At 72.7% G+C, this 25225-nt stretch carries 28 protein-coding genes; 9 read left to right on the top strand and 19 right to left on the bottom strand.

Annotation, left to right across the window (positions count from 1 at the left end):
• Positions 1-110: 110 nt before the first annotated feature.
• The 15 genes from NFU81_RS25500 to NFU81_RS25430 form a co-directional block, all read right to left on the bottom strand.
• A complete protein-coding gene (locus NFU81_RS25500) occupies positions 111-953 on the bottom strand; it encodes an amino acid ABC transporter permease (RefSeq protein ID WP_251494077.1) in 843 nt (280 codons plus the stop codon).
• Positions 950-1594: an amino acid ABC transporter permease gene (locus NFU81_RS25495; protein ID WP_251494074.1), complete on the bottom strand. Its 645-nt coding sequence runs from the start codon at positions 1592-1594 to the stop codon at positions 950-952. The genes NFU81_RS25500 and NFU81_RS25495 overlap by 4 nt, the downstream gene beginning before the upstream one ends.
• A 12-nt stretch (positions 1595-1606) precedes the next feature.
• Positions 1607-2527, bottom strand: a complete 921-nt coding sequence (locus NFU81_RS25490) for a glutamate ABC transporter substrate-binding protein (protein ID WP_251494558.1) — start codon at positions 2525-2527, stop codon at positions 1607-1609.
• Between the two features lie 20 nt (positions 2528-2547).
• Positions 2548-3291, bottom strand: a complete 744-nt coding sequence (locus tag NFU81_RS25485) for an amino acid ABC transporter ATP-binding protein (RefSeq protein ID WP_251494071.1) — start codon at positions 3289-3291, stop codon at positions 2548-2550.
• Between the two features lie 9 nt (positions 3292-3300).
• Positions 3301-3552: a TfoX/Sxy family DNA transformation protein gene (locus tag NFU81_RS25480; RefSeq protein WP_033175794.1), complete on the bottom strand. Its 252-nt coding sequence runs from the start codon at positions 3550-3552 to the stop codon at positions 3301-3303.
• A 269-nt stretch (positions 3553-3821) separates the two neighbouring features.
• Entirely contained in the window at positions 3822-4268 is a 447-nt protein-coding gene (locus NFU81_RS25475) for a DUF6278 family protein (RefSeq protein ID WP_251494069.1), read from the bottom strand.
• A gap of 63 nt (positions 4269-4331) precedes the next feature.
• Positions 4332-5114 carry an exodeoxyribonuclease III gene (locus NFU81_RS25470; protein ID WP_251494066.1) on the bottom strand — a complete coding sequence of 261 codons (783 nt, stop codon included), beginning with the start codon at positions 5112-5114 and terminating at the stop codon, positions 4332-4334.
• A gap of 51 nt (positions 5115-5165) precedes the next feature.
• On the bottom strand, positions 5166-5798 hold the full coding sequence (locus NFU81_RS25465) for an MBL fold metallo-hydrolase (protein ID WP_251494063.1): 633 nt from the start codon (positions 5796-5798) through the stop codon (positions 5166-5168).
• A 122-nt stretch (positions 5799-5920) separates the two neighbouring features.
• Positions 5921-7264 (bottom strand): bifunctional 3-oxoadipate enol-lactonase/4-carboxymuconolactone decarboxylase PcaDC, encoded by a 1344-nt coding sequence (gene pcaDC / locus NFU81_RS25460; protein ID WP_308208323.1) that lies wholly within the window; start codon positions 7262-7264, stop codon positions 5921-5923.
• Positions 7265-7297: 33 nt separating this feature from the next.
• Positions 7298-8026, bottom strand: a complete 729-nt coding sequence (locus NFU81_RS25455; RefSeq protein ID WP_251494060.1) for a hypothetical protein — start codon at positions 8024-8026, stop codon at positions 7298-7300.
• Positions 8023-9171, bottom strand: a complete 1149-nt coding sequence (locus NFU81_RS25450; RefSeq protein WP_251494057.1) for an ROK family glucokinase — start codon at positions 9169-9171, stop codon at positions 8023-8025. Before NFU81_RS25450 ends, NFU81_RS25455 begins: the two co-directional genes overlap by 4 nt.
• On the bottom strand, positions 9168-10061 hold the full coding sequence (locus NFU81_RS25445; RefSeq protein ID WP_251494054.1) for an ATP-binding cassette domain-containing protein: 894 nt from the start codon (positions 10059-10061) through the stop codon (positions 9168-9170). The genes NFU81_RS25450 and NFU81_RS25445 overlap by 4 nt, the downstream gene beginning before the upstream one ends.
• Entirely contained in the window at positions 10058-11095 is a 1038-nt protein-coding gene (locus tag NFU81_RS25440) for an ABC transporter permease (protein WP_251494051.1), read from the bottom strand. Before NFU81_RS25440 ends, NFU81_RS25445 begins: the two co-directional genes overlap by 4 nt.
• Complete coding sequence (locus NFU81_RS25435) at positions 11092-12099, bottom strand: sugar ABC transporter substrate-binding protein (RefSeq protein ID WP_251494553.1); 1008 nt, start codon at positions 12097-12099, stop codon at positions 11092-11094. The genes NFU81_RS25440 and NFU81_RS25435 overlap by 4 nt, the downstream gene beginning before the upstream one ends.
• Before the next feature lie 165 nt (positions 12100-12264).
• On the bottom strand, positions 12265-13044 hold the full coding sequence (locus NFU81_RS25430; protein WP_251494549.1) for a GntR family transcriptional regulator: 780 nt from the start codon (positions 13042-13044) through the stop codon (positions 12265-12267).
• 116 nt (positions 13045-13160) lie between these two features.
• On the opposite strand from NFU81_RS25430, the gene NFU81_RS25425 reads away from it, so the two are divergent.
• The 7 genes from NFU81_RS25425 (at position 13161) to NFU81_RS25395 (ending at position 20828) form a co-directional block, all read left to right on the top strand.
• On the top strand, positions 13161-14228 hold the full coding sequence (locus NFU81_RS25425) for a Gfo/Idh/MocA family protein (RefSeq protein WP_251494048.1): 1068 nt from the start codon (positions 13161-13163) through the stop codon (positions 14226-14228).
• Positions 14225-15085 carry a TIM barrel protein gene (locus NFU81_RS25420; protein ID WP_251494045.1) on the top strand — a complete coding sequence of 287 codons (861 nt, stop codon included), beginning with the start codon at positions 14225-14227 and terminating at the stop codon, positions 15083-15085. Before NFU81_RS25425 ends, NFU81_RS25420 begins: the two co-directional genes overlap by 4 nt.
• Positions 15082-16146 (top strand): 5-dehydro-2-deoxygluconokinase, encoded by a 1065-nt coding sequence (iolC, locus tag NFU81_RS25415; RefSeq protein ID WP_251494042.1) that lies wholly within the window; start codon positions 15082-15084, stop codon positions 16144-16146. Before NFU81_RS25420 ends, iolC begins: the two co-directional genes overlap by 4 nt.
• Positions 16143-17015 (top strand): 5-deoxy-glucuronate isomerase, encoded by an 873-nt coding sequence (iolB, locus tag NFU81_RS25410; RefSeq protein ID WP_251494040.1) that lies wholly within the window; start codon positions 16143-16145, stop codon positions 17013-17015. Before iolC ends, iolB begins: the two co-directional genes overlap by 4 nt.
• Positions 17012-18859 carry a 3D-(3,5/4)-trihydroxycyclohexane-1,2-dione acylhydrolase (decyclizing) gene (iolD, locus tag NFU81_RS25405; RefSeq protein ID WP_251494037.1) on the top strand — a complete coding sequence of 616 codons (1848 nt, stop codon included), beginning with the start codon at positions 17012-17014 and terminating at the stop codon, positions 18857-18859. The genes iolB and iolD overlap by 4 nt, the downstream gene beginning before the upstream one ends.
• A gap of 381 nt (positions 18860-19240) precedes the next feature.
• On the top strand, positions 19241-19711 hold the full coding sequence (locus tag NFU81_RS25400; RefSeq protein WP_251494034.1) for a hypothetical protein: 471 nt from the start codon (positions 19241-19243) through the stop codon (positions 19709-19711).
• Positions 19712-19817: 106 nt separating this feature from the next.
• Complete coding sequence (locus tag NFU81_RS25395; RefSeq protein ID WP_251494031.1) at positions 19818-20828, top strand: hypothetical protein; 1011 nt, start codon at positions 19818-19820, stop codon at positions 20826-20828.
• Positions 20829-20834: 6 nt separating this feature from the next.
• Here the strand turns inward: NFU81_RS25395 and NFU81_RS25390 are convergent, their stop codons facing one another.
• Positions 20835-21407: a cysteine hydrolase family protein gene (locus NFU81_RS25390; RefSeq protein WP_251494029.1), complete on the bottom strand. Its 573-nt coding sequence runs from the start codon at positions 21405-21407 to the stop codon at positions 20835-20837.
• 222 nt (positions 21408-21629) lie between these two features.
• Between NFU81_RS25390 and NFU81_RS25385 the strand changes: the two genes are divergently transcribed.
• Complete coding sequence (locus NFU81_RS25385) at positions 21630-23372, top strand: WD40 repeat domain-containing serine/threonine protein kinase (RefSeq protein WP_251494026.1); 1743 nt, start codon at positions 21630-21632, stop codon at positions 23370-23372.
• A 4-nt stretch (positions 23373-23376) separates the two neighbouring features.
• On the opposite strand, the gene NFU81_RS25380 is transcribed toward NFU81_RS25385, so the two are convergent.
• From NFU81_RS25380 to NFU81_RS25370, 3 genes are read right to left on the bottom strand one after another with little or no spacing between them, the layout of a single operon-like run.
• Positions 23377-23598, bottom strand: a complete 222-nt coding sequence (locus tag NFU81_RS25380; RefSeq protein WP_251494023.1) for a DUF397 domain-containing protein — start codon at positions 23596-23598, stop codon at positions 23377-23379.
• A 26-nt stretch (positions 23599-23624) separates the two neighbouring features.
• Positions 23625-23843, bottom strand: a complete 219-nt coding sequence (locus NFU81_RS25375) for a DUF397 domain-containing protein (RefSeq protein ID WP_251494022.1) — start codon at positions 23841-23843, stop codon at positions 23625-23627.
• Positions 23827-24660 (bottom strand): helix-turn-helix domain-containing protein, encoded by an 834-nt coding sequence (locus NFU81_RS25370; protein WP_251494020.1) that lies wholly within the window; start codon positions 24658-24660, stop codon positions 23827-23829. The genes NFU81_RS25375 and NFU81_RS25370 overlap by 17 nt, the downstream gene beginning before the upstream one ends.
• A gap of 125 nt (positions 24661-24785) precedes the next feature.
• Here NFU81_RS25370 and NFU81_RS25365 point away from each other — a divergent pair, with 125 nt between their 5' ends.
• Entirely contained in the window at positions 24786-25214 is a 429-nt protein-coding gene (locus NFU81_RS25365) for an ATP-binding protein (protein ID WP_251494017.1), read from the top strand.
• Positions 25215-25225 lie beyond the last annotated feature (11 nt).

Below are 25225 nucleotides of genomic sequence, written 5' to 3'. Positions count from 1 at the left end.
CCGTCTCTTTCCTCGCAGGGTCGATCCGTCCCAACGGTGCGGCTGCCCGGCCGCGGGCAGGACAAACCGGAATTCCGCCCCACCTGCCCCTCACCTGCGGTCGAGGACGCTCAGATCTCGTCGGGCAGCTGCGTCGTGACCTCGGTGCCCTTGGTCCTGGGGCTGCGCCGCTCGTGCCGGGCGATCCGGTTGGCGGACCAGGACAGCAGCATGCACATGCCGATGTAGACGGGGGCGATCACCATCACCACCGGGATGAACGGCAGGTCGTAGTCCAGGTTGGTGGCGATGAGCTTCCCCGAGTAGAGGAACTCCTGGTAGGTGATGAGGTAGCCCAGCGAGGTGTCCTTGAGAGCCACCACCAGCTGGCTGATGATCGCCGGCAGCATCGCCCTGGCCGCCTGCGGCACCAGCACGTACGTCATGACCTGGGTCTTGCGCATGCCCAGCGCGTAGGCCGCCTCGCGCTGGCCGCGCGGCACCGCGTTGACCCCGGCGCGGAAGACCTCGGCGAGCACCGAGCCGTTGTAGAGGGTCAGGCCGATGATCAGGGCGAGCAGCGGGTCCAGCTTGAGCGCGATGAAGATGAAGAAGATCATCACCAGCAGCGGCATCGCCCGGAAGAACTCCACCACCAGCGTGCTCGCCCAGCGCAGCACCCGGTGGTCGGACAGCCGCCCGGCGGCGAAGACCACCCCGAAGACCAGCGAGGCGAGCGCGGCCCAGCCGAAGGCCCTGAGGGTGTTCGCCAGCCCCTTCAGCAGCAGCCGCTGGATGCCCTCGTAGGTGAAGGGCCGCCATTTGACGGCGGAGAACTGCCCGGTGTCCACCAGCTTGTAGACGACGAACGCCACCAGCAGGGCCAGCACCGCGCTGGTGATCCACGCGTACAGCCGGTGCCTGGCCAGCGCCCGGGGGCCGGGGATGTCGTACAGGGCGCTGCTCGCGGTCATCGGGCGACCCCCAGCTTCCTCTCCAGCAGGGCGAAGACGCCGGCCAGGCTGAGGGTGACGATGAGGTAGCCCACCGCGATCCACACGAAGGTCCACACGATGCTGTAGCCCAGTTCGTTGAGGGGCTTGTAGGTGCCGAGCAGTTCGTCGACCGAGAAGGAGCCGGCGATCGCGGAGTTCTTCGCCAGCGCGATCAGCGTCGAGCCGATCGGCGGGATCACCGAGCGGGCGGCCTGCGGCAGCACCACCAGCGACAGGGTCTGGGTGAAGGACATCCCCAGGCTCCTGGCAGCCTCGCCCTGGCCGAGCGGCACGGTGTTGATGCCGGCCCGCACCGCCTCGCAGACGAAGGCCGAGGTGTACGCGCCGAGCGCCAGCACCGCGAAGACCATGAAGGGCAGCACGACGCCGAAGCGCGGCAGGCCGAGCAGCACCGCGAAGAACAGCAGGGTCAGCGGGGTGTTGCGGAGCACGGTCACCCACGCGGTGCCGAACACCCGCAGCGCCTTGACCGGGGAGACCCGGAAGCCGGCGATCAGCACCCCGACGGCCAGCGCGAGGGCGCCGGCGAGCAGGGTGAGCTGGACGGTGCCCCACAGGCCCTTCCCGTAGAGCGAGAAGTTCTGCGTCAGCACGTTCACACGTCGCTCCCGTCAGTAGCGGTCGACCGGCGGCGGGGTGGGCGCGGGCACCCCCGACAGGCCGAGGGTGGCGTCGTAGGCCCGCTTCCAGTCGCCGTCGCGCTCGTGGGCGACGATGGCGCCGTCCAGCGCGAGCCGCAGCGCGGTGTCGCCCTTGGACACGCCGATCCCGTAGGGCTCCTGCGAGAAGGGCTTGCCGACCACCTTCATCTCCTCGGGTGCCTTGGCGGCGTAGCCCAGCAGGATCGAGTCGTCGGTGGTCACCGCGTCGACCTGGTAGGTGAGCAGGTTGTCCACGCACACCGAGTAGGTGTCGTAGGTGACCGGGGTGGCGTCGGGGTAGTCGGCCTCGATGCGCTGGATCGAGCTGGAGCCGGCGGCCGAGCAGACCTTCTTGCCCTTGAGGTCCTGCGGCCCGGTGATGTCGTGCTCGCCGGTGCGCACCAGCAGGCCCTGCCCCGCCAGGTAGTAGGGGCCGGCGAAGCCCACCTGCCGTTTGCGCAGCGCGTTGATGGTGTACGTGCCGACGTACATGTCGATCTGCCCGTTGCTCAGCGAGGTCTCCCGGTTGGCCGACGCGATGGCCTTGAAGCCGATCTCGTCGGCGGCGAAGCCGAGCGAGGCGGCCGTCATCCTGGCGATCTCGATGTCGAAACCGGAGTACGCCCCCGTGGCGGGGTCGCGCTCGCCGAGGTACGGCTGGTCGTCCTTGACGCCGACGACGAGCCGGCCGCGGCGGTGGGCGCGGGTCCAGGTGGGCGAGGAGGGCAGCGAGAAGGCGGTGTCGACGCGGTAGGCGGGCAGGGCGCCGGGGCGCGGCCCCTTGGCCGGCGGGCTGCCCTGCCGCCCGCAGCCGCAGGCGAGGGCGAGGACGAGGACGAGGGCGGCCGGTACGAGCAGGAGTGCGCCGCGGGGCCGCGGGCCGCGGCGCATCGGGGTCACGGGGCGCCCGGTCAGTGGTGGAGGATCTTGGACAGGAAGTCGCGGGCGCGGTCGGTCCGCGGGTCGGTGAAGAAGTCCTCCGGCACGCGGTCCTCGATGATCTGCCCGTCCGCCATGAAGACCATCCGGTCCGCGGCGGAGCGGGCGAAGCCCATCTCGTGGGTGACCACGACCATCGTCATGCCCTCCTCGGCGAGCTGCTGCATCACTTCGAGCACCTCGTTGATCATCTCGGGGTCGAGGGCCGAGGTCGGCTCGTCGAAGAGCATCGCCTTGGGGTCCATGGCCAGCGCGCGGGCGATCGCGACGCGCTGCTGCTGGCCGCCGGACAGCTGGGCGGGCAGCTTGCCGGCGTGCGCCAGCAGGCCGACCCGGTCGAGGAGTTCGCGGGCCTTGCGCTGGGCATCGGCCTTGCCGCGGCGGCGGACCTTCAGCGGCGCGAGCATCACGTTGTCGAGCACGGTGCGGTGGGCGAAGAGGTTGAAGGACTGGAAGACCATGCCGACGTCGGCGCGCAGCCGGGCCAGTGCGCGGCCCTCGGCGGGCAGCGGCTGCCCGTCCACGGTGATGGTGCCGGCCTCCACCGGCTCCAGCCGGTTGATCGCCCGGCACAGGGTGGACTTGCCGGAACCCGAGGGGCCGACGACCACCACGACCTCACCGCGTCCGACGGTCAGGTCGATGTCCTTGAGCACGTGGAGCCGGCCGAAGTGCTTGTTGACCCCGCTCAGGACGATCAGTGGTTCCGCCGGCATACGCGGCGCTCAGCCGAGCACGCGGTGGACGAGCGTGTCGCGCTCGGTCTGCGGGATGGCGGTCCACCGCATGCCGCGCAGGGCGCCTTCCAGGGCCAGCAGGGTGTGGGTCTGGGCGTCGTCCGGCAGGTCGGGGCGGATCTTCTCGAAGGCCCTGCCCGATCCCAGCCGGCGCAGTTCGCCCGCGTCGTCGACGCCGGCTCGGCGGAGACGGTCGGCAAGCACCGCCCCGATGTTCGGCAGCTGCTGTAGGGAGTCCACGTGGTGCCTCCGGTGCCAGGCTGAGGGGTGAGTTTTGTATCGAGGGAACGTCTGCCGCCATGATGCACATATGCCGCACCGCGGCCGGGCGACCACGCCCCTGACACGCCTGGCCTTCCCCCCTGGTGGCGGCCGTGCCACCGTTTCGGGTGACGGTACGTCACCTGGTGGACGCGCCGCCCGTTCCTCGGCTCTGCCGGTCGGCCTTCCTGCTCACCGTCTCCGCGGACGGCCTCGTTCCCCGACCACCCACTGCGACAGCTCGTGCGTCAGTCCTCCGCTGTCTCGGCCAGTACCTGTGACAGTTCCGGGCTGCCGTTCTCCGCCCAGCCGTGGCCGACTTCGACGGTGTCGATCTCGCGGCCGGTCGCCAGGCGGACCACCGGGCGGCCGTTGGGCCACACCTGCCAGCGCGCGCCGGGGACGGTACGGACGATGACCGTGCCGAGGTAGAGGCCCGCGTCGTTGCCGAGCCGGTCGAGCGCCTGCTCCTCCTCGTCGCGCCAGTTGGGCACGAGCTGGTCCAGGGCGCTCAGGGAGGCGGCGGTGTCGTCGAGCTCCACCCCGTCGTCGGCCGCCCTGGCCCGCAGCAGCGGGCACTCGCCGAGGAGTTCGGCCAGCATCGCGGGGTCGGGCCGGTCCTCGTTGCCGAAGACGGCGAAACCGCGGGGTACCGCGTGCCGTTTGCGCCACTGGCCGATCAGCGGGATGTCCATCCCCCCAGCGTCGCACCGCGCGCTGCGCCGCGGCACCAGGCGCGCGGCGCGGGGCGCCGGGTGTCAGACGTCGAGGTCGACCACGACCGGGGCGTGGTCGGAGGCGCCCTTGCCCTTGCGCTCCTCGCGGTCCACGTACGCGTCGGAGACCGCCTTGGCGAACGGCCCGTTGCCGTAGACCAGGTCGATGCGCATGCCGCGGTTCTTGGGGAATCCCAGCTGGCGGTAGTCCCAGTAGGTGAACGGGTGGTCGTACTTCAGCGGGCGCGGCACCACGTCGGTCAGGCCGGTGCCGCGCAGCGCGGCCAGCGCCTCGCGCTCGGGGGCGGTGACATGCGTCTGGCCCTCGAAGGCCGAGAGGTCCCAGACGTCCTCGTCGGCCGGTGCCACGTTGTAGTCGCCGAGGACCGCGAACGGCAGCTCGCCCGCCGCGTTGTCGGCCACCGCGGCGCGCAGCGCCTCGAACCACTGGAGCTTGTACGCGTAGTGCGGGTGGCCGACCTCACGGCCGTTGGGCACGTAGACCGACCAGAGCCGGACCTTGCCGCCGCAGGTCGCCGACACCGCCCGCGGCTCCTGCACCCCCTCGTAGGCGGGGCCGCCGGGCAGGCCCTTGACCACGTCGGCCAGGCCCACCCGGGAGATCAGCGCGACCCCGTTCCACCGCCCGTCGGCGTTGACCGCCGCCTCGTACCCCAGCTCGCGCAGCTCGTCGTAGGGGAACTGCTCGTCGCTGCACTTGGTCTCCTGGACGCACACGACGTCCGTGCCGCTGCTCTCCAGCCAGCCGAGCAGCCGGGGCAGCCGGGCAGTGATCGAGTTGATGTTCCAGGTCGCGATGCGCATACCCACCAACCTAGCGGCTGGGTACGACAACGGACCGTACGCCCTGGTCGGTCAGGTCGCGGTGCCGTCGCCCGGCGCGAGCCGCAGGTGGTCGGCGCCGCTGAGATTGGTCAGCTGGGTGTCGTACAGCGGCCGGGCCAGGTCGGTCAGCAGCGCGTCGTGGATGTCGACGGACCGCCGCGGCTTGACCTCACGCACGTAGTCGATGACCTCGGAGATCTTGTTCCAGGGCGCCATCACCGGCAGCAGCAGCGTGTCGACCGGGTAGCCGGGCACGGTGAGGGCGTCGCCGGGGTGGAAGACCGCGCCGTCCACCAGGTATCCGACGTTGGTGATCCGCGGCAGGTCGGGGTGGATCACGGCGTGCAGCTCGCCGTGCACCTGGACGTCGAAGCCGGCGGCGGTGAAGGTGTCGCCGTGGCCGACGGTGTGCACCCGGCCGGGGAAGGCCGCGGCGAGCTGGTCGGCGACGCTGGCCAGCGTCCACAGCTCGGCCGCCGGGTCGGCGTCGAGGGCGGCCCGCAGCCGGCCGGGGTCGAAGTGGTCGGGGTGCTCGTGGGTGACCAGGATGACGTCGGCGCCGGCCGCCGCGTCCTGCTCGCTGAAGACACCCGGGTCGATGACGAGCGTGAGCCCGTCCTTCTCCATCCGGACGCAGGAGTGACGTTTCTTGGTCAGCTTCACTGGATTCCACCCTCGCCGGTACGCGTCGGTCGGACTCTCGGTACCCGGGAGCGCGTACGCACCCCCGGGGTCGTGGCTTCCTGCGGCGCCGCGCAGGGCGGCGGCGCCCGTATCCCATCCTGCTACGGTTGCGCGCCGGTCTCCTGCTCGACCACGGTGCGTGCCGCTGCCAGTGCGGCGCGTGCGGCGGGCAGCCCGCAGTAGACCGCGGTGTGCATCAGCACCTCCTCGATCTCGGCCGGGCTCAGGCCGATCCGCAGCGCACCCCTGACGTGGTCGGCCAGTTCCGCGAGCTGGCCGGTCGCGGTCAGTGCGGTGAGCGTGACGCAGGCCCTGGTCCGCCGGTCGAGACCGGGCCTGGACCATATCTCGCCCCACGAGTAGCGGGTCGCGAAGGCGTCGAAGCCGCTGCCGAAGCCGTCGCCCGCGGGCGCCAGCGGCCGGTCGGTGGCCGCGCTGCCGCCGATGACCTCGCCGCGGATGCGGGTGCCCTCGGCGAGCCGGTCGGGCGGCACCGACGCCGGCAGCCGGGCGGGCGGCACCGGCGAGACCGGCGGCGGGGGCAGCGGCACCGCGGCGGGGGCGTGGTCCTGCCAGGCGGTGCCGAAGTGGGTGGCGAGCAGCTCGCCGACCGCTGTGGGCTCCTCGACCGGCGCCAGGTGGCCGGTGGCGGGCACCACGGCGAGCCGCGCGTCGGGGATGCCGGCGACCAGCAGCCGGGCGTCGGCGGGCGGTGTCTCGGTGTCGTCGGCGCCGGCCACCACCAGGGTGGGCACTCCTATGCTGCCGAGCGAGTCGCGGATGTCGAAGGCGGCGAGCGCCTCGCACGCGGCCACGTAGCAGGCCGGGTCGGTGCTGGCGACCATCTGCACGGCCCACTCGGTGATCGCCGGCTGGGTGGCCAGGAAGGCGTCGGTGAACCAGCGCTTGGGGCCGGTCTGCGCGGTGCGGTCCAGGCCGTTGGCGCGGACCACGACACCGCGCTGCCGCCAGGTGTCGGCGCTGCCGAAGCGGGCGGCGGCCGACACCAGGGCGAGCGCGGCGACCCGGTCGGGCCGCAGCAGCGCCAGCCGGGCGCCGATGGCCGCGCCGAGCGCGCAGCCGGCGTAGCCGAAGGTGTCGATGCCCTCGTCGTCGAGGACGGCGAGCAGCCGCCGCGCCAGGTCGTCCACGGACGACGCGGGCTCGGCGGGCGCGCCGCCGTGCCCGGGCAGCTCGTAGCGCAGCACCCGCCAGTCGGTGGTGAGCATCGGCAGTTGCCGGTCCCACATGTGCCAGGTCGCGCCCAGGGCGGGGCCGAGCACGATCACCGGGGCGCTCTCCGGTCCGTCGAAGCGGTACTGCAGCGGAGGCGCTCCTGCGTACATGTCGTCCATGTCGTCGTAGTCGGCCATGCGGTCCGCCGGGTAGCCGGCCGCATAGTCGGCTGCGGCGCCGAAGGGCGCGTCGGTCGTCAGCTCGCTCATCGCTTCACGCTACCGACTCCTGGGGCCACCGGGTCACCCACCCCCGAAGCCGTGCTGGAAGTTGACGGTCGACACGACGTAGACGACGGGCGTGTCGGCGTGCGTGAGGTCGACCGTGATGTCGTGGTCCGGCTTGTCCCCGGCCTGGTGGGAGGACATCCCGGACCAGTCGTGGTCGGGGATGTCGAAGTTCCAGCCGACCTGCGCGGCCTGCTCGTCGCTGATCGCGACCTTGCCGTCGCGCAGTGCGGCCCTGCTGGTGCCGAGCTGGGCCAGGAAGGTGTCGAGGCCGCCGGCGGTGGTGGTGAACTGGCAGTAGAACTCGCTGGTGTCCCAGGAGTTGGTCTCCAGGTAGCCGTCGTGGACGGTGCCGTCGGGGATCGGCACCTGGTAGATGCGGCGCTGCAGCTCGCTGGGGACGACCCAGGTCAGATGGCGTGCGGCGGCCTGCTTCTGGACGTCCTGGCCGCTGTTGCGGCTCTGCGCGGCGGAGATGATCACGTAGCCGAGCGGGACGAGCACCAGCAGCGGCACCACCACCCAGCGCACCCAGCTGGGCAGGTCGCGCGGCGGCGGCAGCGCGGAGCCCCCGCCGCTGCCGCGTCTGCCCCCGGGGCCTTCGCCGCCGGGACCGCCCGGGCCTTCGCCGCCGGGTCCGCCGGGCGCCCGCTCGGTGTCGGTGCTGCCGTCGGCGGGCACGGCGGCGGTCCCGTCGCCGTCCGAATACTGCGGTACGGCCTCCCGCTCGGGGGTCGTCGTCACGAGTCGGCCTCCTGCCGGCCCGCGAACCTGCCGTAGCGCTCGTAGCGCTCGACGCGCCGCCGGTTGGCGCGGCGGAAGCGGCGGGCGACCAGCCGGGCCAGGTCCGCGGCGCCGACCATGCCGGCCTCGGGTCCCAGTTCGGCCTTGGCGATCCTGGCCTCCGGCCGGTAGCCGCGGCCGGTCAGGGTGCGCCGGAAGGCGTCCCTCGCGGGGGCGATCAGCAGGTCGTCCGCGGCGCTGACGCCGCCGCCGATGACGAAGCAGGACGGGTCGAGCGCGGCGGCGAGGTTGGCGATGCCGACGCCGAGCCACTGGCCGATGTCCTGGAACAGCTCGACGCACATCGGGTCGCCGGCCCTGGCCAGCTCGGTGATCAGCGGCCCGGTGATGTCCCCGACGTGGCCGCCGACCCGGTCGATGATGCCGTAGGCGACCGGCGAGTCGGCGGCGGCCAGCTCGCGGGCCTCCCTGACCAGCGCGTTGCCCGAGCTGTACTGCTCCCAGCAGCCGCGGTTGCCGCAGGCGCAGCGGTGCCCGCCCGGCACCACCTGCATATGGCCGAACTCGCCTGCGACCCCGTAGCGGCCCCGCTTGACCTGGCCGTCCTCCAGGATCGCGCCGCCGATGCCGGTGCCCAGGGTGATCATCACCAGGTCGGCCTCGCCGCGCCCGGCGCCGAAGCGCCACTCGGCCCAGGCGGCGGTGTTGGCGTCGTTGTCGACCATGACGGGGACCAGCAGCCGGTCCGCGAGCCGCTCGCGCAGCGGCTCGTCGCGCCAGGACAGGTGCGGGGCGAAGAGGATGCGGGACCGGTCGGCGTCCACCCAGCCGGCCGCGCCGATGCCGACCGCGTGCACGTCGTGCCGCTCCGACAGGTCGAGGACCAGCTCCACGATGGTGTCCTCGACCACCTTGGGGCTCTTGGACTTGTCGGGGGTCTCGGTGCGCAGCTGTTCGAGGATGACCCCGTCGGCGTCCACCACCCCGGCCATCACCTTGGTGCCGCCGATGTCGATGCCGACGGTCGGCACCCTGGGGGCCGTCAGGTGGCTGCGTCTCTCCCGGCGCTCGGCGCCGCTGACGTTGCGCCACACCGTCGCTCGGGCGGCACTGCCGCGGTACACACGTTCACGATTGGCACTCAAGCGCGCTTCTCCGGGTCGGTGGCAGCCGGCAGGTCCTCGGCCGGTGGGTCCCCGGCCGCCGCCTTGCCGGCCGCCGGTGTGCGGCTCAGCTCATGCGTCAGCTCGTCCAGCTCGCTGCCCCCGGCCATCTCCCGGGTCAGCTCGTCAAGCGTAATGTCCCGCTTGAGGTGGCTGCCCGACATCGTGCCCCGCTTCAGCAGGATGAAGCGGTCGCCGACCAGGTAGGCGTGGTGCGGGTTGTGGGTGATCAGCACGACGCCGAGCCCGGCGTCGCGGGCCGCGGCCACGTACTTGAGCACCATCCCGGACTGCTTGACGCCCAGGGCGGCGGTGGGCTCGTCGAGCACCAGTACCCTGGCGCCGAAGTGCACGGCCCTGGCGATGGCCACGCACTGCCGCTCGCCGCCCGAAAGGGTGCCGATCTGCTGGTCGACGTCGCGCAGGTCGATGCCCATCCGCAGCAGCGCGGCATGGGTCGTCCCGCGCATCTCGGCGACGTCGAGGCGGCGCAGCGGGCCGCGGCCCCTGGTGGGCTCGGACCCGAGGAAGAAATTCCGCCATACGGGCATCAGCGGCACCACGGCCAGGTCCTGGTAGACGGTGGCGATGCCGCGGTCGAGGGCGTCACGCGGCGAGGCGTGCCTGACCTGCTCGCCGGCGACGGCGTAGCCGCCGGAGTCGTGCGGGTGCAGCCCGGCGATGATCTTGATGAGGGTGGATTTTCCCGCACCGTTGTCGCCCAGGACACAGGTGATCTCTCCGGCGTGCACTTCCAGAGAGACGTCCCGCAGGGCGCGGACGTTCCCGTAGGACTTCGAGACGTCGGTCAGCGCGACGAGCGGCGCCGCCGCCTTGCCGGTGCCGGTGCCTTTGTCGGTGATCGCGGTCATGCGGTGGCCTCCGCCCGCCTGCGGACCCAGACGTTGAGCAGGGTGGCGAGCAGCAGCATCGCCCCGAGGAAGAACTTGAACCAGTCAGGGTTCCACTGGGCGTAGACGATGCCCTTGTTGGTCATGCCGAAGATGAACGCGCCGACCGCGGACCCGATGGCGCTGCCGTAGCCGCCGGTCATCAGGCAGCCGCCGATCACGGCCGCGATGATGTAGAGGAACTCGTTGCCGACGCCCTCCCCCGACTGGACCACGTCGAAGGAGAACAGCAGGTGCTGGCCGGAGATCCAGGCGCAGAAGGCCACCGCCATGTACAGCCCGACCTTGGTGCGCGCCACCGGGACGCCGACCGCGCGGGCCGCGTCGGCGTTGCCGCCGGCCGCGAATATCCAGTTGCCGGCCCGGGTGCGCAGCAGCACCCAGGTGGCGACCGCGACCAGGCCGAACCACCACAGGATGGTCACCTGGAGGTCGACCGAGCCCACGGTCCAGTGCGACGCGAAGACGTCGTGCGCGGCGGGGAAGCCCTCCATGTCGCCGATCGACTTGGTCGCCACCGTGCCGCTGATCAGCTTGGTCAGGCCCAGGTTCAGGCCGGTCAGCATCAGGAAGGTGCCCAGCGTGATGATGAAGCTGGGCAGTTTGGTGCGCACCAGCATGATGCCGTTGAAGGCGCCGAACGCCAGCGTCACCAGCAGCGAGACGCCGATGCCGACCCACACGTTCGCGGTCATCTGGAAGCTGAACATCGAGGAGGCCAGCGCGGAGCTGGTCACCATCACACCGGCCGACAGGTCGAACTCGCCGCCGATCATCAGCAGCGCCACGGGCACCGCCATGATCCCGATGGTGGAGGAGGCGTAGAGGACGGTGCCGAAGCTGGACCACTGCAGGAAGGAGTCGGCGGCGACGGAGAAGAACACGAAGACGGCCGCGGCCCCGACGACCGCCCCCAGCTCCGGCCGCCCGAGCAGCCGCCGCGCCATGGACCGCGGCGCCAGCCGCTCGTCGGCGGTCAGGACCAGGCCGGTCATCGGGTCCCCCGCTTGGCGTACGACAGCAGCGCGTCGGCGTCGTCCTTGGTGACGATCTGCGGGCCGGTGAGCACCGCCTGGCCGCCGCCGAGGGTGTCCTTGTTGTAGCGGTAGAGCCACAGCAGGTCCACCGCCTCGTAGCCCTGCAGATACGGCTGCTGGTCGACGGCGAAGCCGATGGTGCCGTTCTTCAGCGAGGTCGCGACCTGCGGGTTCAGGTCGAAGGTGTCGATCTCGGCCTTGGAGCCGGACTGCGACTTGGCCTTGGCCGCGGTGTCGGCGAAGGGGGCGCCCAGGGTGACGACGGAGTCGATAGACTTGTCGGACTGGAGCTTGGCCTGGATCGCGGACAGCACGTCGGGCATGTTGGTGCCGTTGACGTAGAGGTTGTCCATCTTGCCGTGGAACTTCTCCTTGGCACCCGCGCAGCGCTGCTCCAGGCCGACGTTGCCCTGCTCGTGCAGGACGCACAGGGCGTGCTGCTTGCCGCGGGTGTTCAGCTCGTCGCCGACCGCGTTGCCGGCGATCGTCTCGTCCTGGCCGATGTGGGTGAGCGCGCCGAACTCCTTGGACTGGGCGGCGCCGGAGTTGATGGTGATCACCGGGATGCCGGCGCTGACCGCCTTGGCGACGGCCGCCTTCAGCGCGTCGGGCTTGGCGAGGGTGACGATCAGGCCGTCGACGTGCTGGTCGATGGCCGCCTGCACGAGCTGGGCCTGCTGGTCGCCCTGGTCGCTGCTGGAGTAGACGAACTTGATGTTGTCCTTGGCCGCTGCCTGCTTGGCACCGCTCTGGACGATGTCCCAGAAGGTGTCGCCCGCCCCCGAGTGGGTGACCATCGCCACGGTCCACTTCGGGGTGTCCACCGCGGACCCGTTCGCCGCGAGCTTCTTGGCCCGGTCCTCCGCGCGCTTGCCGCCGGTGCTGCTGCATCCGGCGAGGCCGGCCGCGCCGAGCACCACCGCCAGCAGTGCGCCCAGCGCTTTCGTTCCCGCCCTTGCCATCGCCACGAGGCCCCGCCTTTCCCTGCTCTTCCTGGTACAGCCGTGAGGGGAGTGCTGCGAAACGCTTCGAGCGACGACCATCCCGGCGGGCCAAGTATCCGTCAAGAGTTACGGCGTCCCTGCCGCAGGGCGGCTCGGGCGGGGGCTGGGCCTGCGGTATACGGCTCAGCCGTGGACCAGCAGCCGGAATTCGAAGGTGTAGCGCGAGGCCCGGTAGACGTGGGCGCCGTATTCGACCGGCCGGCCGCGGTCGTCGTAGCTGACCCGGCGCATCGTGAGCAGCGCCGACCCGGCGGGTTCGCCGAGCAGGCCGCACTCCTCCGCGGTACCCGACCGGGCGCCGACGGTCTGCTGGGCGCTGTGCAGGGTGATGCCGTGCCGCCGCATCAGGGCGTACAGGCCGCTGCTCTCCAGCTCGCCCGTGGGCAGGTCGAGCAGGTCGCTCGGCAGGTAGTTGCGCAGGTACGCCATCGGCTCTCCGCGCGTGAGCCGCAGCCGGTGCACCACGCTGACCTGGCAGGACTCCGGCAGCCCGAGGGCTGCGGTGACCTCGGCCGGGGCGGGGCCGCGGGTGTTGTGCAGCACCCGGGTGGTGGGGTGCAGTCCTGCGGCGGCGAGGTCGTCGTAGAGGCTGGTCAGCTCCATCGGGCGGGCCACGCCGGTGTGCACGACCTGGGTGCCGACGCCCCGGCGGCGCACCAGCAGGCCCTTGTCGACCAGCGACCTGATCGCCTGGCGGACGGTGGGGCGGGACAGGCCGAGGCTGGCGGCCAGCTCGATCTCGTTGCCGAGCAGGCTGCCCGGGGTGAGCTCACCGTCCTCGATCGCCGCCTCCAGCTGGCGGGCCAGCTGGAAGTACAGCGGGACGGGGCTCGCCCGGTCCACGGCGAGCCGCAGCTGTGCGGGCTCGTGCTTGGGCACGCTGGGAGCGTAGCGGGACGGCATCATGACGGGAAGTCCTTATGTCCGGACAAAGCGTTGACACAGGTGCGGGTGGCGCGGAAGGTTGGGACGGCGCGGACAGCCGTCACGTCTCCTCTTCCGAAGGGGCAGGAGCAGGTATGCGGATCGGACTCATCGGCGCAGGACGGATCGGCGGCTTCCACGCCGGGACGCTGCGGGCGCATCCCGACGTCGGCGAGCTGCTGGTCGCCGACGCGGACCCGGGCCGCGCGCGGCAGGTCGCGGCGGCCGCCGGGGGCCGCGCGCTGCCGGTGGACGGGCTCTTCGCGGCCCGGCCCGACGCGCTGGTCATCGCCTCGGCGACCGCCGCGCACGCGGGGCTGATCGCCCGGGCGGCGCAGGAGGGGGTGCCGGCCTTCTGCGAGAAGCCGATCGCGCTCGACCTGGCGGGTACGGTCGCCGCGCTGGACACGGCCGAGGCGGCGGGCGCGGTGCTGCAGATCGGTTTCCAGCGCCGCTTCGACCCCGGCTACGCCGCCGCCCGGCAGGCCGTCGCCGCGGGGCGGCTCGGCCGGCTGCACACCGTACGCACCGTCAGCTCCGACCCGGCGCCGCCGCCGGCCGCGTACGTCCCGCTGTCCGGCGGGCTCTACCGGGACTGCCTGATCCACGACTTCGACATGCTGGCCTGGGTGACCGGACGGGCGGTGACCGAGGTGTACGCGGCGGGGGCGAACGTCGGCGCCGACTTCTTCCGGGCGGCGGGCGACGCGGACACCGCGGCGGTGCTGCTCACCCTGGAGGGCGGGGTGCTGGCCACCGCGACGGCGACCCGCTACAACGCCGCCGGGTACGACGTGCGGATGGAGCTGGCCGGCACCGAGGACCAGGTCGCGGTCGGCGTGGCCGCCCGCACCCCGCTGACCTCGGTGGAACCGGGCGCGGCCGCCCCGCCGCGCAATCCCTGGTCGGGCTTCCTGGACCGCTTCGGCTCGGCCTACCGTGCCGAAATGGACACCTTCCTGCGCGTCGCGCGCGGGGTGGAGGCCAATCCCTGCGAGGGTCGGGACGCGCTGCGGGCGCTGCTGGTCGCCGAGGCCTGCGAGGTCTCCCGGCGCGAGCGGCGCCCGGTGCCGGTCGCCGAGGTCGAGGCGGCGGCCCGGGCCTGCCGGGGCGACGCGCGCGGCCCGGCGCTGAGCGGCGGGCGGAAGGGAGGGGTGGCGTGAGGCGGGACCGGATCGCGGCGGCGCCGATCTCCTGGGGGGTGTGCGAAGTCCCCGGCTGGGGGCATCAGCTGACCCCCGACCGGGTGCTCGGCGAGATGAAGGAGCTGGGCATCACGGCGAGCGAGTTCGGCCCGGACGGCTTCCTGCCGGGTCCGCTGCTCGCCGCCTACGGCGTCACCGCGGTGGGCGGCTTCGTGCCCGCGGTGCTGCACGACCCCGGCCACGACCCGCTGCCGGACGTACGGGCCGCGCTCGACCGCTTCACCACGGCAGGCGCCCGCACGCTGGTGCTGGCCGCGGCGACCGGGCGCGACGGCTACGACGGGCGTCCCGAGGTGGACGCGGCCGGGTGGCGCACCCTGCTGGGCCGGCTGGACGAGATCGCGGCGCTGGCCGCGGAGCTGGGCGTCACGGCGGCGCTGCACCCGCACGTCGGTACGGTCGTCGAGTGCCCCGAGGAGGTCGACCGGGTGCTCGACGGCAGCGGGATCGGCCTGTGCCTGGACACCGGGCACCTGCTGGTCGGCGGCACCGATCCGGTCGCCCTCGCGGAGCGCGCGGCCGCGCGGGTGGCGCACGTCCACCTCAAGGACGTCGACGCGGCGGCCGCGGACGCGGTCCGCGCCGGCCGCACCACCTACACAGCCGCGGTCGACGCGGGCCTCTACCGCCCCCTCGGCGCGGGCGACCTGGACCTCCCGGCCCTGCTCACGTCCCTGGAGGCCGCGGGTTACGCCGGCTGGTACGTGATGGAGCAGGACACCGTCCTCCCCACCCCTCCCCCACCCGGCACCGGCCCCCTGACCGACGTCCGCACCTCCCTGACCTGGCTCCAGTCCTGGAACCCCCAGCCATGACCGAGGCCAAGGAAGAGGCCGAGCAAACCCAGCCCGTCCGGAGGACGAGCGGGGAGGAAGACGCAGCCCCGTACGACGTGGTCACGCTCGGCCGCGTCGGCGTGGACCTCTACCCGGAGCAGAGCGGCGTCGGCCTCGCCGACGTCCAAAGCTTCGCGAAATACCTCGGCGGCACCGCCGCCAACGTCGCGGTGGCAGCGTCCCGCCTCGGCCTGCGGACGGCAGTCCTGAGCGCCGTCGCCCCCGACCCGTTCGGGACCTTCGTACGCACCGCCCTCACCGGCTTCGCCGTGGACCCCGCCCTCCTGAAAACCGTGCCCGGCACCCAGACCCCCGTGGTGTTCTGCGAGCTGTTCCCGCCCGACGACTTCCCGATCCACTTCTACCGCCGCCCCGTCGCGCCCGACGAGTGCCTGACGCCCGCCACGCTGGACGAGCCCGCGACCGCGGCGGCGCTCCGCACCGCCCGTGCCCTGTGGATCACCGGCTCCGCGCTGGCCGTGGAACCGACCCGCTCCACCGTCTTCGCCGCGCTGGAGCGCCGCGCGGGCGGCGAGGTCTGGTTCGACCTGGACTGGCGGCCCGGCTTCTGGGCCGACCCGGCCGAGGCCCCCGCGCTCTACGCCCGCGCGCTGTCGTACGCCACGGTCGCGGTCGGCAACCTCGCCGAGGTCGAGGTCGCGGTCGGCAGCGCGGACCCGGAGACCGCGGCCGGGCTGCTGCTGCGCCGCGGGGTGGGGACGGCGGTGGTCAAGCAGGGGCCGGCGGGCGCCCTGGTGCGTACCGCGAGGGAGCAGCACGTGGCACCGCCGCTGCCGGTGAAGGTCGTCAACGGCCTCGGCGCGGGCGACGCCTTCGGCGGCGCGTTGTGCGCGGGCCTGCTCGCGGCCGACCCGCTGCCCGAGGTGCTGCGGGCGGCCAACGCGGCGGGCGCGATCGTCGCCTCCCGGCTGGCCTGCGCCGACGCGATGCCCACCCGGGCGGAGATCGAGTCGTTCCTGCGCGAGCAGCCCGCCGCGGGCGGAACCCGCGGCCCCCACCCGGGAGTTGACCAGCCATGACGCACCTCCCCGCGGGCCGCGGCGCCCGGGACGGCTACGACCTGTGGATCGACCCCACGACGGCGGGCTGGGCGTATTCGGCGCTCCGGGTGTTCACCCTGGAGCCGGGCGAGCAGCGGGAGTTCACGACCGGGGACAGCGAGTGGGTGGTGCTGCCGCTGGCCGGTGCGTGCACGGTGCTGGCCGACGGTGAGGCCTTCGCGCTGCACGGCCGCGCCGACGTCTTCTCCGGGGTGACGGACTTCTGCTACCTGCCGCGGGACGCGCACGCGACCGTCGCGTCGGCGGCCGGCGGCCGCTTCGCGCTGGCCGGGGCGCGCTGCTCGCGCCGGCTGCCGGCCAGTTACGGCCCGGCGTCCGGCGTGCCGGTGGAGCTGCGGGGCGCGGGCGGCGCGAGCCGCCAGGTCAACAACTTCGCCGCGGCCGGCGTCTTCGAGTGCGACCGGCTGATCGCGGTCGAGGTGCTCACGCCGGGCGGCAACTGGTCGTCCTTCCCGCCGCACAAGCACGACGAAGCGGGGCCGCACGAGTCGCGGCTCGAAGAGGTCTACTACTACGAACTGTCCGGCGGGCAGGACGCGATGGGCTACCAGCGGGTCTACCCGTCGCCGCACGGCTCGACCGACGTGCTGGCCGAGGTCCGCTCGGGTGACGCCGTGCTGATCCCGGACGGCTGGCACGGCCCGAGCATGGCGGTGCCCGGCTACGACATGTACTACCTCAACGTCATGGCGGGTCCCGGCCCTTCGCGGTCCTGGCTGATCACCGACGATCCGGCGCACGCGTGGGTACGCGAGAGCTGGGCGGGCCGGGACGTCGACCCGCGGCTGCCGCTGTACGAAGCCCCGTCTCGGGAGGACGGCTCATGAGGCTCACCGTCGCGCAGGCGCTGATCCGTTTCCTGTCCGTGCAGTTCACCGAGCGCGACGGGGTGCGGCACCGCACGGTCGCGGGGATGTGGGGCATCTTCGGGCACGGCAACGTCGCCGGCGTCGGCCAGGCGCTGCTGGAGGCGGGACCGGAGGCGATGCCCTTCCACCAGGGCCGCAACGAGCAGGCGATGGTGCATGCGGCGGTCGGCTACGCCCGTGTGAAACACCGTCTGTCCACGCTGGCCTGCACCACCTCGATCGGCCCCGGCGCGACGAACCTGGTCACCGGGGCGGCGCTCGCGACCGTCAACCGGGTGCCGGTGCTGCTGCTGCCCGGCGACGTCTTCGCGACCAGGCCCGCCGACCCGGTGCTGCAGCAGCTCGAAGTGCCGTGGGCGTACGACGTGTCGGTCAACGACGCCCTGCGGCCGGTGTCCCGCTACTTCGACCGGATCTGGCGCCCCGAGATGCTGCCGGCCTCGCTGCTGCAGGCGATGCGGGTGCTGACCGACCCGGTGGACACCGGGGCGGTGACCCTGGCGCTGCCGCAGGACGTGCAGGCCGAGGCGTACGACTGGCCGGACGAGCTGTTCCGCGAGCGGGTCTGGCACGTACGGCGGCCGCTGCCCGACGCGGCGGCGCTCGCCGAGGCCGCGGCGCTGCTGCGGTCGGCCCGGCGGCCGCTGATCGTGGCGGGCGGCGGTGTGCGCCATGCCGAAGCCGCGCCCGAGCTCGCGGAGTTCGCCGCCGCGACCGGTGTTCCGGTGGCGGAGACGCAGGCCGGGAAGGGGTCGCTGCGCTGGGACCACCCGCAGGCGCTGGGCGCGATCGGCCACACGGGGACGGCCCCCGCGGACGCGGCGGCGCGGGAGGCCGACGTGGTGCTCGGCGTCGGCACCCGCTGGACGGACTTCACCACGGCGTCGGGCTCGCTCTTCGCGCCCGGGGCGCGCTTCGTCAACCTCAACGCGGCGGCGTTCGACGGCCACAAGATGTCGGGTCTGGCGCTGGTGGGCGACGCGCGGGCGGGACTCGTGGCGCTGGCAGCCGAGTTGGCTGACTACCGCGCCCCGCAGCGCAGTTACGGTGTCGCCGGCTGGCGGGCCGTCACCGACGCGGTCCTCGGCGACGGGGACGGGCCGTGGCCGCCCTCGCAGGGCGAGGTGATCGGCGCGCTCGACGCGGTGCTGGGCGACCGGGACGTCCTGATCAACGCGGCCGGGTCGATGCCGGGCGACCTGCACAAGCTGTGGCGCTCGCGCGACCCGGAGCAGTACCACGTCGAGTACGGCTACTCCTGCATGGGCTACGAGATCCCGGCCGCGATCGGTGTACGGCTCGCGGCACCCGACCGCGAGGTCTTCGCGCTGGTCGGCGACGGTACGTACCTGATGCTGCCGACGGAGATCGTCACCGCGGTGCAGGAGGGCGTGCCGGTCAACCTGGTGATCGTGCAGAACCACGGCTACGCCTCGATCGGCGGCCTGTCGGCCCAGGTCGGCGCGGAGGGCTTCGCGACGGCCTACCGCTTCCCCGGCGCGGGCGGCGACTTCACCGGTGCCCCGCTCCCGGTCGACCTGGCGGCGAACGCGGCCAGCCTCGGCCTTGAGGTCTTCACCCCCGGCAGCGCGAAGGAGCTGCGGACGGCGCTGGCCGCCGCCCGCACCTCGCCCCGCCCGACCGCGGTCTACGTCGAGACCGACCCCGCCCGCCCCACCCCGCCGGCCGAGGCCTGGTGGGACGTGCCCGTGGCCGAGGTCTCGACCCGCCCGGCCACCCGCACGGCCCGCACCGCCTACGAGGCGTCCCGCCCGGCACCAGGAAGCCGCCCCACCCTGTGACGCTTGTCACATCCGTCACCGCCCGCCCCGCCGGGTGGGCGGTACGCGCGTAGCCGGAAACCAGCCGCGGATTCCGCTTTCCGAAAGCGCTCTCACGCCCGCACAGGCGCACCCCGGAAACGGGGTCGTTCCGCTTGCCGGAAAAGCTTCGCGCCTCACATGTGACGCGGTCCGACTGTGACCTGCGTCACCGCTTCCCGCTGGTTCCCTTTTGATCCGGACAGTGGTCATGATCTCCCTGCCGCGGGTCGAATATTTCCCCTGAGTTCGACCGGACGGAGCCTGACGTCGGACGATGAAGATTTTCCGGCGATTCGCTGCATTCGAACATGCAGCTTAGTCATTTTGATCCTCATAGGATCTGTACGGACGGAGAACCCCATGCTGAATCGTCGTGTGGCAAGTGTCCTGGTCGGTGCGGCGGCGGTGATCGCCCCGGTCGCGATCACCGCGCCCGCCCAGGCGGCGGCCCCTTCGTCGGCGAAGCCGAGCGTCGTCAGGCCGATGGTCCTGACGGCGGCCATCGGCGCGAACGGCACGTCGGCGCGCTGCCAGGCGACCGGGAAGAGGGCGTGCTTCTTCGCCGGCCCGAGCGTCGGGAGCACGTACGCCATCTGGTCCACAAGCAGTTCGAGCCAGGACCTCACCGGCTACTACTTCGGCTCGTCGGGCACCGGTGAGAACACGGCCGTCTACCACATGGCGCAAGCCCTCGCATGCAGCACCTACGCCCCCAACTCCTGCACCGTCTACGCCGGCTACAGCTACGCGGGGAACTCCGACCACGAGTCCCACGGGCAGGTCGGGAAGCTCGCCTACACCAACAAGGCCGCCTACTCCTTCGTTGTCTGACCGGACGCCCGGGCAGACACACCTCGCGGGTGCGGCCGTCCCAGGCGCGGTGAGCGTCGTCACCGCCCGGGACGGCCGCACCACCCTCCAGCGGCAAAGGACGTCCATGTACGGCAGTTCCCCTTCCGGTCGGCGCGGCCGCCTCGCCGTCGCCGCCACTGCGATGACGGCGGCAGTGGCGGCGTCGGTGGCCGGCTGCGGCTCGGGGCAGGGCAGCGGCGGCACCACCACCACCGCTGCCGTGAAACCCGCGGCCGGGGCTTTCGCCACGCTCCGCGGCGGGCCGACGCACGACCAGATCGCCCTGCCGGTGGACGCGTACGCGCTGACCGTCCCCGAGCGCGACCGGCTGGACCACTCACGCAGCGTGCTCGCCGGCCGGTGCATGCGCAGCTTCGGCTACCGCTACGACGCCGCCGCCGACAAGGCGGTGGCCGTGCGCACCGCCCGCAACCACCTGGGAGACTTCGGGCTCTACGAGAACAAGCGCCGATACGGCGTCACCGACGTGGCCGTCGCCGCCCGCTACGGCTACCACCTGGTGTCCGCCGCGAGCGGCACCGCGGTGCCGCAGGACGAGGCCGACGACCACGGCCTGGGCAAGGAGAGCCCCGCGGAGCAGGAGGTCCGCTTCGGCACCGACCCGAAAGGCAAGCCCGCGCTGCGCACTGCCTCCGGGCAGCCAATACCGCCCAACGGCTGCCTGAGCGCGGGCGACGCCACCTTCACCGTGCAGGGGGCGACGGGCGACGACACGGAGGCCGTGCGGGCGCTGGCCTCGACCTCCTTCGAGCAGTCGCAGCAGGACCCCGCGGTCGTCGCCGCCCGCACGGCCTGGTCGAAGTGCCTTGCCGCCAAGGGCTACACCTTCACCGACCCCTTGGGGAATCCCGGCTTCGACGCCGGGGCGCCGACCGTCTCCCCCGCCGAGTCGGCCATGGCAGCGGCCGACGCGGCCTGCAAGCAGCAGACGCATCTGACCGACGTGTGGCTGGCCGCGGAGGCCGGCTTCCAGCAGAAGTGGATCGCGGCCCACCCCGCAGACTTCCGGGCGGCCAAGTCCGTGCACGACGAGATGATGAAGCGCGTCGACCAGGTCCTGGGTGCGGCCGGGTGACTCCCCCTACTCCTCTGGCTTGGCCGCAGGGCCGAACTCGGCGTCGGCGGTGGTCACCGTGCCCGCCTGCCGCCCGGGGGCGGTGTGGTAGCGCCAGTAGAGGTTGGTGTGGGTGATGACCTTGTCCGGCGGCGGGGCGCCGAAGGACGTCAGGTCCTCGGTGGTGTGGGCGTCCTCGACCAGCGTCACGTCGTAGCCGCGGGTGATCGCGCCATGCAGCGTCGACCGGACGCACTCGTCGGTCTGGGCGCCGGCGACCACCAGCCGGCCGATGCCCGCTCCGGCGAGGACGGACTCCAGGTCGGTCGCCTCGAAGGAGTCGGGGTAGGTCTTCTGCACCAGCGCCTCGGCCTCCGCCCGCACCAGCTCCGGAACGTAATGCCAGCTCTCGGTGCCGCTGACCAGCTGGTCGCTGTTGTGCTGCACCCACACGACGGGGGCGCCCTCGGCCCGCGCCCGGTCGACGAGGACGGCGATGTTGCCCACGACGGTGTCCCGGTCGTGTGCCCCGGCCACGACGCCGTTCTGGACGTCGATCACGAGCAGGGCGGTGTGCGGTCGATTCTCCAGCGTGGTCATGGTGCCTCCCGGCGGTACGGTCCCTCGTCACCTGCGACCCTACGGCCGGCCACTGACAACGCCCCCGCGGCGATGCAGGTGGCCGCCGGGAGAACGGCGGGCGGCCCCGTCGCGCGGGTGTGTCGCGTGATGGTCACAACCCCTTCAGGGCACGGCGGTTCGGCGGCCGCGGTCCCTACGCTGCTGGTGCGGGAGACAACTGCGGTGGGGGGACGAGGGAACGTGGCGGATCAGGTGGAGCCGGGCCGGGTGGTCGGCGGCCGCTACCGGCTGGTCGTATGGCTCGGGGCGGACGCGGCGGGCGAGGTGTGGCGGGCGCACGACGAGCACCTGCGGATCGACGTGGCGGTCAAGCGCTTCCTGCTCCCCGCCACATCCGACCGCGCCGAGGTGTTCGCCCGGGTGGCACAGCAAGCCCGCAACGCCGCGCGGCTGCGCGACCACCCGCACGTCGTCGCCGTCTACGACGCCGTCCTCGACGACGACGCACCGTGGACGGTCATGCAACTGGTCGACGGGCGCTCGCTGCGCGAGCACCTCGCCGCGCACGGGCCGCTGTCGGTGGACCGGGCGGCCGACGTGGCCAGGGCCGTCCTCAAAGTGCTCGCCGCCGCCTATACGGCCGACGTCGTCCACCGCAACATCACGCCGGCCGCCGTCATCCTCGTGGGCAACGGCGATGTGCTGCTCACGGACTTCGGGATCGCCGCGCGGGGCGCGGACGGCACCCTGGCGTCGGTCGGCGTGCTCGTCGGCACGCCCGGGTTCGTCGCGCCGGAGCGGATCGGCGGAGCCGAGGCGGGCGGTGCGGGCGACCTGTTCTCGCTCGGCGTGACGCTGTACGAGGCGCTGGAGGGCGAACTGCCCTTCCGGCCGGACGTGGTGACCTCGGTGGTCCACGACGAGGCCGAGCCGCCCCGGCGTTCAGGCCGGCTCGCCCCGCTGATCACCCAACTGCTGCAGAAGGACCCCGGCCGGCGCCCGGCGCCCGCCCAGGCGCTGGCCCTGCTCGACGTGCCGCGCGACGCGGTTCCGGCGGCGCCTGCGGTCGTCCGCGAACGGCCCCCGGTCACCTGGATCTCCGACCCCGAGGCGCTGGAGGGACACACCGACCTGGTCAGGGCCGTGGCCTTCAGCCCGGACGACAGGACGCTGGCCAGTGCCGGGGACGACAAGACCGTACGGCTGTGGGCGCTCGCCGCCGGCCGCGTCACCAGCACCGCGCTGGACGGCCACAGGGGCTGGATCCGCGCACTCGCCTTCGCCCCGGACGGCACGACCCTGGCCAGCGCGGGCGACGACAAGACCGTACGGCTGTGGGACCTCTCCGCGGGGCGCCCCTTCGCCAGGACGCTGACCGGCCACCGCAGCTGGGTCCGCACGCTGGCGTTCAGCCCGGACGGCAGGACGCTGGCCAGCGGGGGCGACGACGGGGCGGTCCGGCTGTGGGACACCGCATCGGGCGGCACGACCGCCGAGTTGAGCGGGCACACCCGCTGCGTCCACGCGGTGGCCTTCAGCCCCGACGGCAGGCTCCTGGCAACCGGCGGCAACAACAAGGTCGTCCGGCTGTGGGATGTCGCCGCGGGCGGGACGGTCGCCGAGTGGCCCAGCGGCGACGGCCGAATCCACGCGCTCGCGTTCAGCCCCGACGGTACGCGGCTGGCTGCCGCCGCGGGCAACTCCGGGGTGCGGATGTGGGAGGTCGCCACGCAGTCCCCGGTCCCCGCCTGGAACGGCGTCGGCGGCCGGATCAGGTCCCTGGCATTCGCCCCCGACGGCACGAGGCTGGCCACCGGCAGCTCACGGCGCCAGGTCGCGCTCTGGGATGTCCCGAGCGCGACCACCACGGCCACCTGGCACGGCTCGTCCGGCGAGGCCCACTCGGTCGTCTTCAGTCCCGACGGCACGCGGCTCGCCAGCGGCGACACGCAGAACGTGCGCCTCTGGAACACCCCGCGCTGACCCTCTACGCCGCGAAGCGGCCCGCCTTGACGTCAGCCACGAATGCGGCCCACGCCGCAGCGGGGAAGACCAGGGCCGGACCCTGGGGATCCTTGCTGTCCCGCACGGGCATGACCCCGGGGACGCCGTCCGCGACCTCCACGCAGCTGCCGTTGTCCCCGCCGCTGTAGCTCGACTTGCGCCACGTCGTCAGCGCGGACGCATCAGGGATGTGCCAAGAGGTCATGGCCCTCCTTGTCCTACGCACGGTCGTCAGGCCGCGAAGCGGCCCGCCTTCACATCGGCGAGGAATGCTGCCCAGGCTGCGGCCGGGAAAACCAGGGCCGGACCCTGCGGGTCCTTGCTGTCCCGCACGGGCACGGCGCCGACGATGCCGTCCGCGACCTCGACGCAGTCGCCGTTGCTGGCGCCGCTGTAGCTCGACTTGCGCCAGCGCACAACGCTGAGGTCGTGCTCAACAGTCCCGGTCATATGTGTCCGCCACTTCCTCGATGAGAGCCAGCGAGTCTTCCGCCGACAGGGCGTCCCCCAGAGCGAGATCATAGGCAGAGCTGCACTTGTCGACTACCGCTGGATCGTCCAGAACCCGGCCGGTCTGGACTCCCTCAACGTACGCCACCGGCGGGGCGTCGGCGAAGCACATGAGGACGAGCATGCTCTCCAGCAGAGCGTGCGCTCCGGCCGAGAACGGAACGACGTGCGTACGGACGCGTCCACGCCGGATGAGTCCCGCGATATGACGCAGTTGTCGGGCCATGGTTGCCGGACCGCCCACGGGGCGCCGCAGGACGTGCTCGTCCAGGAGCGCCCACATACAGGGGCCGCCCTGCCCGTCCAGGATCTTGGCGCGCTCCAGCCGGTTGGCCACGAGCTTCTCTACATCGCGCCCAGTAGGGTTCACGGCCCCGGCCCGGAACACCGCCTTCGCGTAGTCCTCGGTCTGCAGGAGTCCGGGCACCAGGCTCGGTGCGAAGCACTTGATCACGGTGGCGAGCTGTTCCAACTCCACGGCAGTGGCGAAGTGGTCGGCGAACCGCCGGTCATCCAGCGCTCGGCGCATGCGGAAGAAGAAGCCGTCCGAACAGAGTGCCTGGTCAAGGCGCTTCGCGTCGTCCAGGCGCGGCTTGCGGCGGGCCGCCTCGAAGTGGGCGATCATCTGTGGCGACATCACGATCTGCTCGCCGAGTTTGGCCTGCGTCAAGCCCATCAGCTCCCTGCGTCGCTGGATCTCCCGTCCGAAGAACTCCGCCGGGCTCACCGGCTGGTCGGGGTCTTGGTCACGGCTCACGCGGAACTCCCGTTCCTCCAGTGCCCGATGGAGAGGGCAGCCTCCTGTCAAGGCTATCCCCGGACACGTCACTGTGTGCGTAGTCCGGCACACAGAGTGCCGCAGTACGCACGGAGGAGCAGCCCATGGAACAGTCCGCGACGGACCGTCAGGTCGGCGTCGACACCCGCCCGGACGCAGTCGTGGCCCGGTGGCCGCTCAGTGGGCGCTCTGTCGGGCGGGCGCGGCGCGAGCTGCGGGGCACGCTCAGCGCGTGGGGGCTCGACCACCTCACCGAGCCGGCGGAGCTGGTGCTCTCCGAGCTGCTCACGAACGCCGTGCGGTACGCCCGTACGCCGGCGGGGCGCCTGGTGGAGACCAGGTTGGAGCGGACGCCCGACGGCATCCGGATCGAGGTGCACGACGCCAACGACCGCTTGCCGCAGATGCAGCGGGCCGCGGACGACGACGAAGGCGGCCGCGGCCTCGCGCTGGTGGATGTGCTCACCGAGCGGCGGTGGGGCGTCAGTTCACGCCAGGGAGTCGGCAAGCTCGTCTGGGCGCTGGTCGGCTGACACCCGTACGG

This window comes from Actinacidiphila cocklensis (assembly GCF_907177275.1).
GTDB classification, from domain to species: Bacteria; Actinomycetota; Actinomycetes; order Streptomycetales; family Streptomycetaceae; genus Actinacidiphila; species Actinacidiphila cocklensis.
This window is presented reverse-complemented; position numbering and strand designations above follow the sequence as displayed.

What these genes read in the sequence shown, in the direction of transcription:
- NFU81_RS25475 (WP_251494069.1), bottom strand. Translation starts at nt 4,268, where the DNA reads ATGGACATCCCGCTGATCGGCCAGTGGCGCAAACGGCACGCGGTACCC.
- pcaDC (WP_308208323.1), bottom strand. Translation starts at nt 7,264, where the DNA reads ATGAGCGAGCTGACGACCGACGCGCCCTTCGGCGCCGCAGCCGACTAT.
- NFU81_RS25380 (WP_251494023.1), bottom strand. Translation starts at nt 23,598, where the DNA reads ATGACCTCTTGGCACATCCCTGATGCGTCCGCGCTGACGACGTGGCGC.
- iolC (WP_251494042.1), top strand. Translation starts at nt 15,082, where the DNA reads ATGACCGAGGCCAAGGAAGAGGCCGAGCAAACCCAGCCCGTCCGGAGG.
- iolB (WP_251494040.1), top strand. Translation starts at nt 16,143, where the DNA reads ATGACGCACCTCCCCGCGGGCCGCGGCGCCCGGGACGGCTACGACCTG.
- NFU81_RS25375 (WP_251494022.1), bottom strand. Translation starts at nt 23,843, where the DNA reads ATGACCGGGACTGTTGAGCACGACCTCAGCGTTGTGCGCTGGCGCAAG.
- NFU81_RS25440 (WP_251494051.1), bottom strand. Translation starts at nt 11,095, where the DNA reads ATGACCGGCCTGGTCCTGACCGCCGACGAGCGGCTGGCGCCGCGGTCC.
- NFU81_RS25490 (WP_251494558.1), bottom strand. Translation starts at nt 2,527, where the DNA reads ATGCGCCGCGGCCCGCGGCCCCGCGGCGCACTCCTGCTCGTACCGGCC.
- NFU81_RS25435 (WP_251494553.1), bottom strand. Translation starts at nt 12,099, where the DNA reads ATGGCAAGGGCGGGAACGAAAGCGCTGGGCGCACTGCTGGCGGTGGTG.
- NFU81_RS25390 (WP_251494029.1), bottom strand. Translation starts at nt 21,407, where the DNA reads ATGACCACGCTGGAGAATCGACCGCACACCGCCCTGCTCGTGATCGAC.
- NFU81_RS25400 (WP_251494034.1), top strand. Translation starts at nt 19,241, where the DNA reads ATGCTGAATCGTCGTGTGGCAAGTGTCCTGGTCGGTGCGGCGGCGGTG.
- NFU81_RS25425 (WP_251494048.1), top strand. Translation starts at nt 13,161, where the DNA reads ATGCGGATCGGACTCATCGGCGCAGGACGGATCGGCGGCTTCCACGCC.
- NFU81_RS25395 (WP_251494031.1), top strand. Translation starts at nt 19,818, where the DNA reads ATGTACGGCAGTTCCCCTTCCGGTCGGCGCGGCCGCCTCGCCGTCGCC.
- NFU81_RS25365 (WP_251494017.1), top strand. Translation starts at nt 24,786, where the DNA reads ATGGAACAGTCCGCGACGGACCGTCAGGTCGGCGTCGACACCCGCCCG.
- NFU81_RS25485 (WP_251494071.1), bottom strand. Translation starts at nt 3,291, where the DNA reads ATGCCGGCGGAACCACTGATCGTCCTGAGCGGGGTCAACAAGCACTTC.
- NFU81_RS25445 (WP_251494054.1), bottom strand. Translation starts at nt 10,061, where the DNA reads ATGACCGCGATCACCGACAAAGGCACCGGCACCGGCAAGGCGGCGGCG.
- NFU81_RS25430 (WP_251494549.1), bottom strand. Translation starts at nt 13,044, where the DNA reads ATGCCGTCCCGCTACGCTCCCAGCGTGCCCAAGCACGAGCCCGCACAG.
- iolD (WP_251494037.1), top strand. Translation starts at nt 17,012, where the DNA reads ATGAGGCTCACCGTCGCGCAGGCGCTGATCCGTTTCCTGTCCGTGCAG.
- NFU81_RS25500 (WP_251494077.1), bottom strand. Translation starts at nt 953, where the DNA reads ATGACCGCGAGCAGCGCCCTGTACGACATCCCCGGCCCCCGGGCGCTG.
- NFU81_RS25470 (WP_251494066.1), bottom strand. Translation starts at nt 5,114, where the DNA reads ATGCGCATCGCGACCTGGAACATCAACTCGATCACTGCCCGGCTGCCC.